15 protein-coding genes and 1 tRNA gene are annotated in these 15,573 nt (G+C 28.2%); 1 reads left to right on the top strand and 15 read right to left on the bottom strand.

Going from position 1 to position 15,573, the window contains the following annotated elements; genetic code table 11:
- Positions 1-22: 22 nt before the first annotated feature.
- The 10 genes from rsxC to polA all read right to left on the bottom strand — a co-directional run bounded on the left by rsxC (position 23) and on the right by polA (position 11,261).
- The gene (gene rsxC / locus IC218_RS00400; protein ID WP_227434070.1) at positions 23-1,360 is read right to left on the bottom strand and encodes an electron transport complex subunit RsxC; all 1,338 of its coding nucleotides are present in this window, start codon (positions 1,358-1,360) and stop codon (positions 23-25) included.
- A gap of 215 nt (positions 1,361-1,575) precedes the next feature.
- On the bottom strand, positions 1,576-2,520 hold the full coding sequence (locus IC218_RS00395) for a hypothetical protein (protein ID WP_227434069.1): 945 nt from the start codon (positions 2,518-2,520) through the stop codon (positions 1,576-1,578).
- Positions 2,521-2,629: 109 nt separating this feature from the next.
- Positions 2,630-3,910, bottom strand: a complete 1,281-nt coding sequence (locus IC218_RS00390) for a C40 family peptidase (protein ID WP_227482182.1) — start codon at positions 3,908-3,910, stop codon at positions 2,630-2,632.
- Positions 3,911-4,041: 131 nt separating this feature from the next.
- A complete protein-coding gene (locus tag IC218_RS00385) occupies positions 4,042-4,413 on the bottom strand; it encodes a VOC family protein (protein ID WP_227434067.1) in 372 nt (123 codons plus the stop codon).
- Positions 4,414-4,645: 232 nt separating this feature from the next.
- Positions 4,646-5,245: a hypothetical protein gene (locus IC218_RS00380; protein ID WP_227434066.1), complete on the bottom strand. Its 600-nt coding sequence runs from the start codon at positions 5,243-5,245 to the stop codon at positions 4,646-4,648.
- A 200-nt stretch (positions 5,246-5,445) separates the two neighbouring features.
- The gene (locus IC218_RS00375; protein WP_227434065.1) at positions 5,446-5,658 is read right to left on the bottom strand and encodes a heavy-metal-associated domain-containing protein; all 213 of its coding nucleotides are present in this window, start codon (positions 5,656-5,658) and stop codon (positions 5,446-5,448) included.
- 78 nt (positions 5,659-5,736) lie between these two features.
- On the bottom strand, positions 5,737-7,455 hold the full coding sequence (locus IC218_RS00370; RefSeq protein ID WP_227434064.1) for an ABC transporter substrate-binding protein: 1,719 nt from the start codon (positions 7,453-7,455) through the stop codon (positions 5,737-5,739).
- Positions 7,455-8,009 carry a lytic transglycosylase domain-containing protein gene (locus IC218_RS00365; protein ID WP_227434063.1) on the bottom strand — a complete coding sequence of 185 codons (555 nt, stop codon included), beginning with the start codon at positions 8,007-8,009 and terminating at the stop codon, positions 7,455-7,457. Before IC218_RS00365 ends, IC218_RS00370 begins: the two co-directional genes overlap by 1 nt.
- Positions 8,002-8,604: a dephospho-CoA kinase gene (gene coaE / locus IC218_RS00360; RefSeq protein WP_227434062.1), complete on the bottom strand. Its 603-nt coding sequence runs from the start codon at positions 8,602-8,604 to the stop codon at positions 8,002-8,004. The genes IC218_RS00365 and coaE overlap by 8 nt, the downstream gene beginning before the upstream one ends.
- Before the next feature lie 8 nt (positions 8,605-8,612).
- On the bottom strand, positions 8,613-11,261 hold the full coding sequence (gene polA, locus IC218_RS00355) for a DNA polymerase I (RefSeq protein ID WP_227434061.1): 2,649 nt from the start codon (positions 11,259-11,261) through the stop codon (positions 8,613-8,615).
- Between the two features lie 339 nt (positions 11,262-11,600).
- Here polA and IC218_RS00350 point away from each other — a divergent pair.
- Positions 11,601-11,683: transfer RNA gene (locus IC218_RS00350), tRNA-Leu, on the top strand.
- A 200-nt stretch (positions 11,684-11,883) separates the two neighbouring features.
- Here IC218_RS00350 and IC218_RS00345 read toward each other — a convergent pair.
- From IC218_RS00345 to IC218_RS00325, 5 genes are all read right to left on the bottom strand, one after another.
- On the bottom strand, positions 11,884-12,327 hold the full coding sequence (locus tag IC218_RS00345; RefSeq protein ID WP_227434060.1) for a hypothetical protein: 444 nt from the start codon (positions 12,325-12,327) through the stop codon (positions 11,884-11,886).
- A gap of 2 nt (positions 12,328-12,329) precedes the next feature.
- Positions 12,330-12,527, bottom strand: coding sequence for a helix-turn-helix transcriptional regulator (locus IC218_RS00340; protein ID WP_227434059.1), 198 nt, complete (start codon positions 12,525-12,527; stop codon positions 12,330-12,332).
- 150 nt (positions 12,528-12,677) lie between these two features.
- Positions 12,678-13,550 (bottom strand): AraC family transcriptional regulator, encoded by an 873-nt coding sequence (locus IC218_RS00335; RefSeq protein ID WP_227823626.1) that lies wholly within the window; start codon positions 13,548-13,550, stop codon positions 12,678-12,680.
- 340 nt (positions 13,551-13,890) lie between these two features.
- Positions 13,891-14,760 (bottom strand): nitroreductase family protein, encoded by an 870-nt coding sequence (locus tag IC218_RS00330; RefSeq protein ID WP_227434057.1) that lies wholly within the window; start codon positions 14,758-14,760, stop codon positions 13,891-13,893.
- 504 nt (positions 14,761-15,264) lie between these two features.
- On the bottom strand, positions 15,265-15,486 hold the full coding sequence (locus IC218_RS00325) for a hypothetical protein (RefSeq protein ID WP_227434056.1): 222 nt from the start codon (positions 15,484-15,486) through the stop codon (positions 15,265-15,267).
- Positions 15,487-15,573 lie beyond the last annotated feature (87 nt).

Below are 15,573 nucleotides of genomic sequence, written 5' to 3'. Positions count from 1 at the left end.
CGTTTTTCCCCCTTAACTTTCTTTATTTCTGAGCAGCTTGCTTTCTTCTCTTTGCTCCTATTTCTCTTTTTGCTGATCTTATAGATTGAAGTAATGGTCTTCTTGCTGGACAAATAAATGAACAAGACCCACATTCTATACAATCCATAGCTCTATGATATTCAGCTGTGTCATAATCTTCCTTCAAAGAATATGCACTTATGAAAAGTGGTTGTAAGAATGATGGACATACATCTGTACATCTTCCACATCTTAAACAATTTTGAACATCTGGTGTACGTGATTCTTCTTCATCTAAACATAAAATCCCTGAAGAACCTTTATTAGTTGCTATTTCAGTAGTATATTGAGCTATCCCCATCATAGGTCCACCCATTATCACTTTACCAACTTTTTTATCTTCTTTAAAACCACCACATTGGTCTATTATTTCTGAGACTAATGTCCCAACTTTTGTTATTAGGTTTTTAGGTTCTTTGATACAGCTACCTGTTATTGTAGTAATTCTTTCTACCAAAGGCATACCTGTTTTAATAGATTTAGCTATTTGAGCTGCTGTGGCAACGTTGTCAACAACTGCACCTGCTGCTATTGGCAATCCGCCTGATGGAACTTCCTTACCTGTACACGCATAAATAAGTTGTTTTTCTGCTCCTTGTGGATATTTCACTTGAAGGCCAACAACTTCGATTTCACTATAATCTTTAGCTACATTTTGAATGGCTTCTATAGCATCTGGTTTATTTGTTTCAATTCCTATAAATCCTTTTTTAACATCTAATACTTTCATTAATGCTCTTAAACCAAATACAACATCTTCTGGATTTTCCACCATTAATCTGTGGTCTGCAGTTAAATATGGTTCACATTCTGCCCCATTTAATATAACTACTTCTGCTTTACTGTCTGGTGGAGGAGATACTTTTACATGGTTAGGGAATGTAGCTCCACCCATACCTACTATTCCTGCCTCTTTTATGATACCTACTATATCTTCTTTGCTCAAATCCTCTAACTGACCTTTTGGTTGAACACTTTCATGTAATTCTTCCTTAAAGTCATTTTCGATAACTACACATTGAGCTGAACCACCTGGTACTTCATGTTGTTCAATAGCAATAACTTTACCTGATACTGAAGAATGAACGTTACATGAAACGAAACCTTGCTGTTCACCTATTTTTTGCCCAAACTTTACTTCATCACCAACTTCAACAATAGGTTTAGCTGGTGCCCCTATATGTTGTTGAAGAGGAATGTAAACTATCTTTGGAGCTTGAGCTTTTTCAAGTGCCTTTGTGTTAGAGTACTCTTTTCTATATGGAGGATGTATCCCTCCCTTAAAAGTTAAGAGTTTCATTGTTTTACCCCCTTATCTATAAAAAAACATTTTTTCTGCCTTCTATAAGTATACTATATATATTAAAAAATCTTAACAATTGTTAAAAAAATATCCCTATTTTTATAATTTATTTTATAAATCAACGCCTCTTTATTAAGTTAAAACGAGGAAAAGGATTGTCTTATTAAACAATCCTTTTCCTATAGCTTTCTAAAGTCTAAATTTTCTGTATTTTATTTTATGGAATTTATGAACAAAGAATACTCTTGCATAGATGATAAAAGTAGACTTTTACTTACACTATATTTTTCTTCATTTGCTGCTTTTGAGGCAGTATCAATTTTTTCGTTTATGTTCTTTACATAGTCAATCAAATTATCTTTAAATAAACTCATTTCAGAATAATCAATCTTTTCAGCTTCTTTTGATATATTTTGTGATATTGCCTTTCTATTTGTCAAAATAGTATTATATTTTTCCATATCTACATTATTTTCATCATTCGACCAAAAACTTGATTCTTCTTTAAAGTTTGTTATTAATTTATTTAATTCTTTGGATATACTATCTATATAAGCATAATTACTTGTATATTCTAAAGATAGCATAGGTGCATCTAAATGAGATAAAAACGCATCTGGAAATACTTTTCTTATAGAACTCATATGTTTTCTAACTTCATTTTCATCAAAAGAAGAGTATGTTTGTATTTTTTTTACTCCATCCTTCTCCATAACTGAAAAAGGTATATCACTACTAACTAATGATGTTTGTATTTTTTTCAAATCGTCATCATTATCTATTGCAGCAACTTGGATAGTATATATATCCCATCCTTCAATAGTAGCTAATTTTACTTCTTCTGGTTCCTTGGTATTATTTACTGCTTTTTCTGAATTATTATTTTGATTATTATTTGAATTGGTTTGTGATTTAGATTTTTTTCCATTTTTTATGGCATTTAGTTCATCAGATATATCTTTATAAGTTATATCTGATGAACTATTTAGAAATGGTATTTTAGCTGATATATACTCTAACATCTTGCTATCTTTTATTTTTGTATAAGAATAATAGCCAATCAAACATAAACAAGCAATAGTTATTATATACTTACGCACATCTATCTTATGTCTATTATTATTAAATCCTCTGTATATCGTCTTTCTTCTATTCATTAGTTTGTCCCCTCCCAAAATTATATTATTAATAAAGTATATTTTTAAGAGTCTCAATTTATGAATAGAAAACTTATTTATTTTAATTTTTTAATAAAAATTATATCTACTAAGCAAATCTTCTTGCTCCAAGCAATGCTTTAGACCAATATGAAGTAGTCAAATTGTCTACTTTAACCTTATTAGGATTAGTTTGAGTTCCACTACAATGTATAAACTTACTATTGCCTACATATATACCTACATGGTTCGTTGCTCCATCTCCGTCAGTATCAAAGTAAACTAAATCTCCTGGTGCATAGTTACCCATAGAAACTGCACTTCCAAATTGAGCTTGCTCTCTAGAAACTCTTGGTATAGAAAGTCCAACTGAGTGTTTAAAAACATACTGTGTAAATCCAGAACAATCAAACTTATCTGGACCAGATGCTCCCCATTGATATGGTATTCCAATAAGTGTATATGCAAAATCTACTACTTTTGAACCATTTACAGTCGATTTATCTGAATTTCCAATAGATGATGAATTTGAATTACTATTAGATTGGGAATTATTATTAGATGATGAATTAGAGTTTTCTTTTAATCCTTCAGTAGTCTCAGAAATATAACTAGAACTTACCCATCCAGTTGTCCCATTTGATAATTTTACTTTATACCATCCATTACTTTTAGCTTTTAACTCAACAACATCTCCACCATTTAATTTTCCGATTACAGAATAGCTTGTCCCAGGACCACTTCTTACATTTAAACTTACAGTAGATGTTACTTTTCCCTTCTTGCCTTCAAGTGATACTTCACTAGATTGATTTTTATCAGTGTTGTTATTATTAGTAGTATTACTTGAATTAGAATCATTTGTTCCAACATCTTCTGATGTTTTTGAGATATACTGACTACTAGCCCATCCAGTAACTCCATTTGATAGCTTTATTTTATACCATCCATTACTTTGTTCTAATAACTTTACTACATCTCCATTATTTGCTTTACCAACTAATGAGTAGTTTGTACCTGCACCACTTCTTATATTTAATCTAGAACTGACATTTACTTTTCCATTCCCACTAATAGATGTTCCACTTGATGTTGAATTATTTTGATTCGAAGTACTTCCAGATGAACCACTCGTTGATATGTATTTTGAACTTCCCCAGCCAACAACAGAACTTGACACTCTTACTTTATACCAACCATTAGATTTTTCTAAAATTTCTACAGTTTTTCCCTTATATAACTTTGCTACTTTGTCACAATCAGCACTTGGCCCGCTTCTTATATTTAAAGCACTAGCTGTCACAACTCCCTTTTCAAGAGCACTTGCATGTATGGAACTAACAGATACTGCTACTGCTCCAATCCCTAAAGCCGTTATAGCTTTCTTCACTACTATCACTCCCCCCAACATATTTTTATAATCATAAATTTGTACCACTATTATCCATTTTTAACAACTATATTTTAATGATAACTTATTCTATTATTAATTGTAAAGAAATTATAATTATATTATTAAAATTAATGATTCTTAGGAAGTATTTCAATCCAATAATTATCGGGGTCCGCTATGAAATAAATTCCCATACTTTCATTTTCAAAACATATACAATCTAAGTCTTTATGAAGTTTTTTTGCCTCATCAAACTCTTCAACTTCTAAAGCCAAATGGAACTCATTATCCCCTAAATTATATGGTCTATCCCAATCTCTAAGCCAAGTTAACTCTAATGTATGGCTAGTAATCCCATCTCCTAAATAAACTAGTATAAAACTTCCATCTTCTGCTTCTTTACGCTTTACTTCTTTTAGACCTAATGCTTTATCATAAAAATTCAAACTTTTTTCTAAGTTAGTAACATTAAAATTGTTATGGCAAAAACTAAACTTCATTTTGAAATCACTCTCCAATTTTTACTTTTTTTATATTATATCATTATTATAACTTTATTTAAATCAAATTAAGTTAAAAATTTGAATAATACTACGTAATACTTAAGTAGCATTAAATTATTTAAAAGAATATGTCAAAAAAAGAATAAGTTCTATTAAACACATGAAAAAATTGTACTCAAGTTATCTTGATTGTGTAAAATAATAGAACTTATTTTTTTAATTTTTATATTTAATTTTTAATTTTTTCTTTTATAATATAGTTTATTACTTTTTTTCTAATATCTTCAGCACTATAATCATCCTCTATTTCTATATCTAAAAGTTTTGCTATTGATTTCATATCTTCCCTAGTTTTTGACCTATAGCTTGATATCAGTTCATCTTTTATTTTCTCAGGTTCTAAAAGATATTCTTCATCTCCTCTTTTGAAAGTAACATATTTTTGAGCATATGAATTTCTATTATAGTATATATACCTTGATATTTTTCTTAAAATCTGATTATATGAAAGTCGCTTATTAACATTAAGCTTTAAGTACTCTGAAAAAGCAAATAGCTCTTTTTTTGATTTAAATAATGTTTCTTTTTTGATAGTTCTTGATATCGAAGTTACACTTTCTTGATATGCACACTTTTTTAACATTTTTAAATATACTCTATTAAGACCAATACTTTGATTGAATTTTTTTATATTATTATTAATAACTTTATCCAAATTACCTTCAAAGTATTTTTTTGCTCCTTTTTGTGATACATAACTCTCAAGTTCTTTGTGGGCCATATCAAGTATCATTTTTTTTAAATCTTCTTTATATCCTCTAGACTCCATGATACTCCCTCCCTTAGCTATTTATAGTATATTCAAAAAGTTTACGAAATGTGAATCTTTCTCGAAATTTTTTACTTTTTATGTATATATTAATTTAAAAGGGGAGATAATAGTAATGTAAAATCAAACATACTCAATCTCCCCCATTTTTAGACCTCTATTACTCCCCCAATAGAGGTCTTTTTTTATTTTATTATTTTTTATTCAATTCCTTTTAATTCAAAACCTAACTCTGCTATTACTTCTTTTAACTTATCAACTGATACATCATCTTTCATATCTACAGATGCACATTTATTTTCCAAATCTACATCTAAAACTTCAACACCATCTATATCTTCTGTTAATGCAGTTTTAAGGTGATTTACACAGTGTCCACAACTCATACCTTCTACTAATAGTTTCTTTTTCATATCAATTACCTCCTTATACCCTATAAGGGTATTTTATCACACAGTTTAAATTTTTTAAATATAAATTAGTCATTTAATTTATTTCGATTCATTTGAGCTTATATCTAAGTTAGAGATTCCCTCATATACATCAAATTCATTTGGAGTAATCTTTCCTTTTAGTCTACTATTGCTTACAATATAGTTGTTTCTAATAGCTAAACTTATAAATGTTGCATTATCCTCAACATATTTTTGTACATCTTTATAAGCTTTCTTTGTTTCAATTTCAGATGCAGAACTTGTCAGTGCAGACATGTATCCATTTAACTTATCATCAGTATATCCGCTGCTTGCTATTATACTACTTACATCTGGTACAATAGATAATTTCCATCCTACCAATGCCAAATCGTAATTTTTAGAATTAAGGGCACTTTCCATTTCTTTGTCTGATAACTGATTTATTGTATTGTTTATTCCTATAGCTTTTAGGTTTTCACTTATTATATGTGATGTTTTTAACCTCTCACTATTATCTTTATTTACTATTATTTTTAAATTCATTTCAGAAAGTCTTTTCTTTACTTCCTCTTTTTCTTTATTTTTTTTATCTTCAGCTTCTTTTTTTACTCTCTCAGCTTCTTCTTGTTCAGCCTTTTTTTGTTCTTCTGCAGTAAGTTTCTTTGTATTTTTTTTAGTTGATTTTTTTTGTTTTTTATCTACCTTATCATTTTTTGGATTCACTGCATTTATATTTGCATATTCTACTTTATTAAGATACTCAATCGCTTTATCTTTATTGTACTCTAAATCTTTCACATCACTGCTATAATATTTTGATTTTGAGTTAAGTGGAAAATTAACAGGAGTTGCATCATCCATATAACCTTCACTAATAATTCTACTTTTATTTATAGAATGTGCAATTGCTTTTCTAAAATTGACATCCTTAAAAAAAGAATTATTGTAATTAAATAATACACATTCATAATCTCTACCTTGATATTTTGTTATATTAAACTCTTTTTCTTGAAATTTGCTCAAATCATTCAGCGTAACATTTGTTATATCACTATCAAGAGCCATAACCATAGATGTTCTAGCATCTTCGTTAGGAACCATTCCTACTTTTACATTTTTCATAGCTTTAGGAACTTCTTCATAGTAATCCTTATTCACAGATAAAATCATTCCTTCTCTTTCTGTATATGATTCTATTTTATATTTCCCATTTCCTATCATATTATTATTTTTGTCATTTACATCTTTTGAATCTAAATGATTTTGAGATACTATTGGAAATATTAAACTATCAATAGAAAAAGCATACTTAGCTTTAAATTTTATTGTAAAATCTTTATCTGATTTAATATTTACAGAAGCTATATTTTTTGTAAATTCATTATATGGACTTTCTGCACTTTTTTGAATTAAACCAATTGTATAATTTACATCATTTGAAGTAACTTCTTTTCCATCATGCCATTTTGCATCGTTTAATTTTATATCTATACTCATTCCATCTTGAGCTATATTGTACTCCTTCACTAATTGAGGAGTTACATTATAGTTTTCATCTATTGTAAACAAGCCATCATAGATTAAGTTCATTATGTAGCCAACAGACTTATCAGTATTTGTTATAGGGTTTATAGTCTTAGGAGTCACCATCGTTAAGTTTATATACTTGGCATCTATAGAGCTCTGACTTTTAATACCTGATTCACTGCTACTTTCTTTTGTTTTAGTATTACTACAACCAACTATCATAAGAGTTATAGCTAAAATTACTGTTAAGACTTTTATTTTCTTCATTAGTTTTTCCCCTTCTCGCCATATATCTTATTATAATTTTTATAATTATTTTTTACTTTTTCTACATACTTTGAAGTTTGTTCAAAGGGTATATCATGTAGATTCTTTCCATCTTTACTATATTCATTATTTTCTAACCATTTCTTTACATTACCTGAGCCACCATTATATGCAGCTATTACTAAATCCAATGAACCAAATTCTTTATATAATTTATTTAAATACCAACAACCAATTCTTATGTTGGTTTCTGGATCAAAAATATCAATATTTTCTAGATTCAGTTCTTCCGCTCCCCAATCTCTAGTTATGTCTAATATTTGCATTAACCCTTTGGCCTCTTTTTTTGAAACAGCAGAGCTATTAAACTTACTTTCTGCTTTTATGACACTGTAAACTATATTTTCATCTAAATTAAATTCTTTAGAATATTTTTCTACATACTCTGAGTATTTTTTAGGATACAAAAACTTATGTATTATTTTGCTTTCCATTAATAGTGCCCCAAATAAGATTATAAAAATAGATAGAACCAATACTTTCTTATTATTCACGCCAATTCTCCTTCATGTATTCAATAAATTTGTATACTTTATTCTCTAATTCAGTTATTGTTCCCGAATTATCTATTATATAATCACCATATTTGGATTTTTCTTCCTGACTCATTTGTGAATTTATTCTGCTAAGTGCTTCTTGTTTACTACAATTATCTCTCTTTTGTATTCGGCTAATTTGTACTTCTTGTTTACAAGTAACCACTAATAGCTTATCTACTATTTCCAAAAATCCACTTTCTACTAATATTGCTGCATCTAATATTACTATCTTTTCGTCTTTTTTTCTAGCTTCTTCTATATCACTTATTATTTTTTCTCTTATTATTGGATGTGTCAGATTATTTAACTCATTAAGTTTTTCTTCATCATTAAAAACTATTTTCCCAAGAGCTTTTCTATCTAAAGTTCCATCATCCTTTTTTATATTTCGACCAAAATGTTTAAATACTTTTTCTAATAACAACTCATCCTCAAAGATTTGTCTAGATATAATATCTGCATCCACTATAGTAATGTTAAATTTTCTAAATATATTCGATAGGCTGCTTTTTCCACAGCCTATTCCTCCTGTAAGTCCTAATATCAACATAAAATCACCTACTTTGTCTCATACCAAGAACTACCAACATTTAAATCTACATCTAAGTGAACATCCATATTTACAGCATTTTCCATTTCATCTTTTACAATCTTTTTAACTATATCTATTTCATCGTCAATTGCTTCAACTATCAATTCATCATGAACTTGTAGTATAAGCTTTGATTTCAAATCATTTTCTTCTAACTTTTTGTGAACATTTATCATAGCAATCTTTATTATATCTGCTGCACTTCCTTGTATTGGTGCATTCATTGCAAATCTCTTTCCTCTATTTCTCTCCATAAAATTGCTAGATTTTATTTCTGGTATATATCTCCTTCTGTTTAAGATAGTCACAGCATAACCATCTTCACTGGCCTTTTCTACTGTAGTGTCCATAAACTCTTTTATCTTATGATACTTAGCAAAATAACTTTCTATATACTCTTTTGCTTTTGGCACAGGTATATTTAAATCATCAGCCAATCCAAAATCACTTTTACCATATATAATACCAAAGTTTACTGCCTTAGCTGCACCTCTTAATTCACTAGTTACATCTTCCATAGAAACATTGAAAACTTGTGAAGCTGTTTTAGTATGAATATCTTCATTATGTTTAAATGCTTCTATCATATTTTCATCTTGACTCATATGTGCAAGAACTCTAAGTTCTACTTGTGAGTAATCGGCATCAACTAGCTTACAATTTTCATCTGCAATAAACACCTTTCTTATTTTTCTACCCATTTCCATTTTTATAGGTATATTTTGAAGATTTGGTTCTGTAGATGAAATCCTTCCAGTAGTTGTTATAGTTTGATTAAATGATGAATGAATTCTATTACTTTCTGGATTTATTATGTTTAGAAGACCTTCAACATAAGTAGAATTCAGCTTTACTATTTGTCTATACTCAGTTATTTTGTCTATTATTGGATGTTTATCCCTTAATTTTTCTAAGACATCCGCATTAGTTGAGTATCCAGTCTTGGTTTTTTTGATTATTGGAAGTTCTAATTTTTCAAACAATATAACACCTAACTGTTTTGGTGAATTTATATTAAATGGCTCTCCTGATAATTCATAAATTTCCTTTTCTAGTGTAGAAATTATTTCTTTAAACTCAATACTTAGGTCATCTAGTATACTCTTATCTACTTTTATACCTTCATACTCCATATGTCCTAAAACTTCCACCAAGGGCATCTCTACATGGTAAAAAAGACCATCCATACTCATATCGATTAAACTTCTTTCCATCATAGGAATTGTTTCTTTAACTGTGCAGATTATTTGCCCCATATACTCTGCCAAATCTTCAAATTCTAAATCTTCGTAGTTCTTAGATTTAACACCTTTACCTAGTAATTCTTCTTTTGATTTAACTTTTTTTGATAAGTATTTCATAGCTATAGCACTACAGTCATATGATGTAGATGAGGTAGAATCTATTAAATACTCCGCTATTGTTATATCAAAATTTATATTTTCCAAGTTTATATTATATGGCTTTAAAGATATATAATCATCCTTTAAATTATATCCAAACTTCTTTATTTCTTTATTTGAAAGTATACCATCTAATTTTGTTACTTCATCTGAATCTATATAATATATTTTTTCTCCATCTACACTTATAAAGATATATATTATATTTTTTTCAAGTATATTACCTTGTCCTCTAACAGTTTTTAAAATAACTTGTCCTTTTTTATTTACTTCATCTATAAATTTATCTATATCTTTTAATTTTAATATTTCTATTTTTTCTTCTACTTGTTCATTATCATCTGAGTCAACCAAGTCAACTAATCTTGATAAAAGGCTTGTAAATCCAAAATATCTAAACTTATCTAAAAGTTCATCTTTATCATAATCGCCAAAAATCATACTATCCAAATTTACTTCAATTGGTACATCCCTTATAATTGTTGCAAGTCTTTTGCTTTGAATAGCTATTTCTTTATTTTCTTCTATCTTCTTTTTTACGCTTCCTTTAAGTTTATCTGTATTTTCTATTAAATTCTCTATACTAGAAAACTCTTTTATAAGTTTTATTCCTGTTTTTTCCCCTATTCCAGGTACTCCTGGTATGTTGTCTGATTTATCTCCCATAAGTCCTTTTAAGTCAATAAACTGAGTTGGAGTCATTTCATATTTTTCAATTACAGAGTTAAAGTCATATTCTTCAACTTCTCCTACACCTTTTTTTGTTATAAGAGTAGTCGTCTTATCTGAAGCAAGTTGAATGGCATCTTTGTCTCCAGTTACTATGTATACTTTATATCCATTATCCTCTGCTTTTTTAGAAACAGTTCCTATAATATCATCTGCTTCATAACCATCTATTTCTAATCTATTTATTTTAAATTTATCTAAAAGGTCTTTTAGTGGCTGTAATTGCTCTGCTAATTCATCTGGCATTCCCTTTCTTCCTGCTTTATAATCTTTATACTCTAAGTGTCTAAATGTAGGTGCTTTTCTATCAAAAGCTACACTTATATGTGTTGGTTTATATATATCTATTATTTTAAACAACATTGTCGTAAAGCCATATATAGCATTAGTTTTTAAGCCTTCTTTATTATTCATTTCTGGCAAAGCGTAAAATGCTCTATTTATTATTGAATTTCCATCTATTATAATTAATTTTTTTTCCAAATTATATCACTCCTAAAGATTCTCTATTTTTGTAACATATATATTATATACCAATATGCTATTATTTAATATTCCCATAATAATAATAGTATATTAAAATTAAATATGTTGCAAACAATATATTTTTTTGCTATAATAATAAACATGACATGACCGAGTGGTGGAATTGGTAGATGCAATTAACTCAAAATCAACTGTGTTGATTCATAAGTTTTCATGAGGAAAAGCTAGTATTTATGATATTTTGACAGTTTGATGAGTGCTTTGTATTCAATATTCCTCTTGCATATTCTTGGAAAATCTGGTAGGATATACTAGTAGTTCGGATTTAAAATATAAGCCGCTGTGGCGGAACTGGCAGACGCATACGACTCAAAATCGTACGGGAAACCATATGGGTTCGAGTCCCATCAGCGGCACCAATAAATTAAAACTCTTTAGTTTAAACTAAAGAGTTTTTTATTGTCACATTCCCTAAATATTCACTAACACTTTTTCTTTTACTTTCAACTGTGGCTTTTTATAAATTTATATAATTGTATATTAAAGATAACATCTAAAATTCTCTTAAGAATATAAAACTTAAAATCTTAATATTTTTATTGTGATTTTAAGTTTTTCACTATAACTTTTTATCCAACTTATTATATACAACTACCATACAAATAAATTGAAATAAAAGAAGTAATCCAAGCCCAATTAAAACCCATTTACTTATTATCATTATTGAAAATACACTCAATGCAGATACAATAAATATAATAATCACTAAAACATAAGACATAATTTGGTTAGTAATACGTCCAGATTTATCGCGTAACATAATTCTTCTCTCATCATTCATCTCTATTTTTTGATTTTCTAGCTTTTTTTCATACTCTTTAGCCTTTTCAGGCTTACTCCAATATATATATTGACATATCATACATATTCCAGGTCCTAAAGATGCTCCAGCAAGCCCCCATATAAAAGCTTCAAATGAAAATTCTGTTAATGTAGCCAATAAAATAAATAAAACTCCAAAAACAAGATAAACAATACCCATATATAATCTATTCTTTTTCATTTTTACTCCTCCTCATAAATAAATATTTCTTCAATACTCATATCAAAATATCTTGCTATTTTAAATGCTAAAATAATTGATGGATTATATCTGCCATTTTCTAATGAACCAATCGTTTGTCTTGAGACTTGTAAGGCAATGGCAAGCTCTTCCTGCTTTATCCCTTTCTTTTTTCTTATTTCTTCTAATCTATTTTTCACATTTTTCTCCTTAAATCATTTCATTTTATGTAAAGCTTGCTTTCCATAATTATACACCCAGATATGTTTTATATAAAGCTTACTTTCCATATTTCACAAAAAATAACAGACTATTTTTAGTCTGCTATTTCAAAATTTCATCTTATTTCTCTAGTTTTGAATTTGTTTCTTAATTGGAATCCAAACTTCTACTGTATAATCAGGAGCATTAATATCACCTTTAGGATAAAGTTCCATATCTGGTAAACTAGCATACTCATACCCAGAACTTGGTAACCATTCAGTAATAATTCTTTTTTGCAATTCCTGTATAGCAATAGCATTTGGCATGGGAGAAACACATTCAAATACTGCCCATGTACCCGATGGTATAAAATATTCATAAGTATTTTCTAAAGTATGTCTATCTGTTGGTGCAGCAATATAATAGTCTAAGTCCTTTCCATTCATACATGTGCTTACTCCAAGTAATCCATGAGGTTCATGATTTATTAATTCCAAAAGTTTTTCAATCATTCCACTTTGTATAGATTTAGCCCATAACTTTGGAACCTTATCAAAACATTCCTCTACAATCATATTCATATGCTCTTTTACTCCAACAATACGAAATCCCTTTTTTTCCACAATACGATATTGCATTTCTACATTTCCCTTTACATAAATAGTTAAGGTTATCCTAGGATATGCTTTTAAAACAACACCTTTTGCTCTAGCAGCAGACGGAGAAATACTATGTATGTTTTGAAAAGCCCTATTAAAAGATGTGGGTGAATCATAACCATATTTCTCAGACAGCTCTAAAATTTTAATATTACTATTTTGTAGTTCAAATGCTGCCTTAGTCATACGTCTACGTCTAATATATTCAGACAAAGGTACTTCTGCAATATATGAGAACATTCTTTGAAAATGGAAGGTTGAACAACATGCAATTTTTGCTGCTTCTGCATAATCCACTCCACTTTCAAGATTGTCTTCAATATAAGTAATAGCTTGATTTAATTTATTTATCCATTCCATTTAACATTCCCTCCAAGCAAATTATACAGTTTAATAAAATAATATACCTCTCAATCTATGCACAAAATTGTAAGATTTAAAATACTATTTCAACAATAGATACAGATTCAGTTTAAAGTATAACATTTACTCATTTAGCTATCAATTTTATATTGGCTTTATATCAAGTCCAATAATTTACATTAATAATCCTCTTTTACATAAAATTTATCAACTAATAATGCTGAAATTAGATTATACAACTATACAACAAAAGAGTTCAATGACATTATTCCATATAATGCATTGAACTCTTTATAGAAATTAATTTAAGTAAAACTAAATTAAATATTAAACTGTTTTATATATTACAATATCCAACTATTTTATAGTCTTCTGGTATTTTATAATCTTTGTCTGGAGTGCCTAAATTCCATTTTAACTCAAACATAGTTGCACTTATTATTGTTGCAAAATAAAGCATAACTATACCAACATCTATTTTTTCTTCATACAAATTAGTATGACCATCTTTTCTAACTGCTAAAACTACAACTCCTCCATCAACTATAAATCTCCATGGTTGTCTATTTAATGTAGATGGAGCTAATCTTGCATAATGGAATGCATCAAGAAGCGCTCTCTCTTCTAATATATTTGTATTTGCATTATTTCCCCACTCATCCATATAAACTACTTCTTCTACACCTAAACGAGAAGAACTATTGTCTGAAACAACTTGCATATCAGATTTTGAATAATTATCACCAGTCTTTGTAGCATTTAGTACTTTAGTATTGCTTGCATTTTCTCCATATCCAATGGCAATAATTCCTGTTACCTCTTTGTCTGAGTCAATTCCAAGTTTATCTAATACCTTTTTACTATCCTCAAAAGTAACCCAACAAGAACCTATTCCAAGGTCTGTTACCTTAAAAATTATATTTTCTCCTATGTATCCTGAATTTTCGATGTAATTATCTTTTACTTCAGATAATATTATAATATAACTTGGAGCATCTATCATGTTTCCTTTATATCCTGCTATTTTATCTAAATTGTCAAAAACTTCACTTCTATTCATTACTCTTATATCAACGTCTATCTCTGGAACTAGTTTCTTACAAGATTCTGAGTATTTCTTAATCTCACTAAGATACTCTTTTTTAATATCTGTCTTTTTATATTCTCTAACAGACTTTCTATTTAATATGATTGTTTTATAATTCATAATTTTATCCTCCCCAAACTAGTATATTATTAATTATATACCCATTAATGTGATATTTTACGCATTTGCTTAATAAATAATAATTACAATTTTGTAATTATTATTTATTAATAATATTCCACTTTTACATTCATAATGACCAGTTGTGCAAAATCCATTGCCAACCTTCAAATAAAAACATATTATAAAGATAATATAAAATAAACAAACAAATCTTAACAAAAAATTAAACTTTTTTTACACGAAAGAAGGCTTCCCGTTGCCTTCTTTATTTTTTATAAAAAAATAGACTGCTTCTAAAATGATTTTACATTTTTGAAACAGCCAAAGTATTTTATAATGACAACTATATTTGAGGATGTGAGGGAGAGTTGCCATTATAAATTTAGGGTAATTATATTATGTTTTAAGCTAGTTCTTTCTATATTTCTATAATACATTACATATATGAATTTTATATGATATTTGTATAAACAACATATGAAATTATATATTTTAATTATATTAAATCTTATTATTACATTTACTGCAACAATACTCATAGGTCTCTACATTATTTGGAATATTTACAAATACAAATTCTTTACAGTTGTCGCAATACTTTAATATAGATATAGTTCCACAAGTGTAACATTCAAATGTCACACACTCCTCACACTCTTCTATTACTTCAAATTTTTTACTATGTTCACCACACTCTGGGCACTTGCGATTATTTACATTCATAAATACTCCTCCTTATTAGTATAGTTAAAAACATGTCAAAAACTTAATCAAATGTATTTTATATTACTTATTATATATTCTATAATA

The sequence above is a fragment of the Clostridioides sp. ES-S-0005-03 genome, assembly GCF_020658455.1.
In the GTDB taxonomy this organism is placed as follows: domain Bacteria; phylum Bacillota; class Clostridia; order Peptostreptococcales; family Peptostreptococcaceae; genus Clostridioides.
Note: the sequence above shows the minus strand (reverse complement) of the source record. Positions and strands in the feature narration are given on the sequence as shown.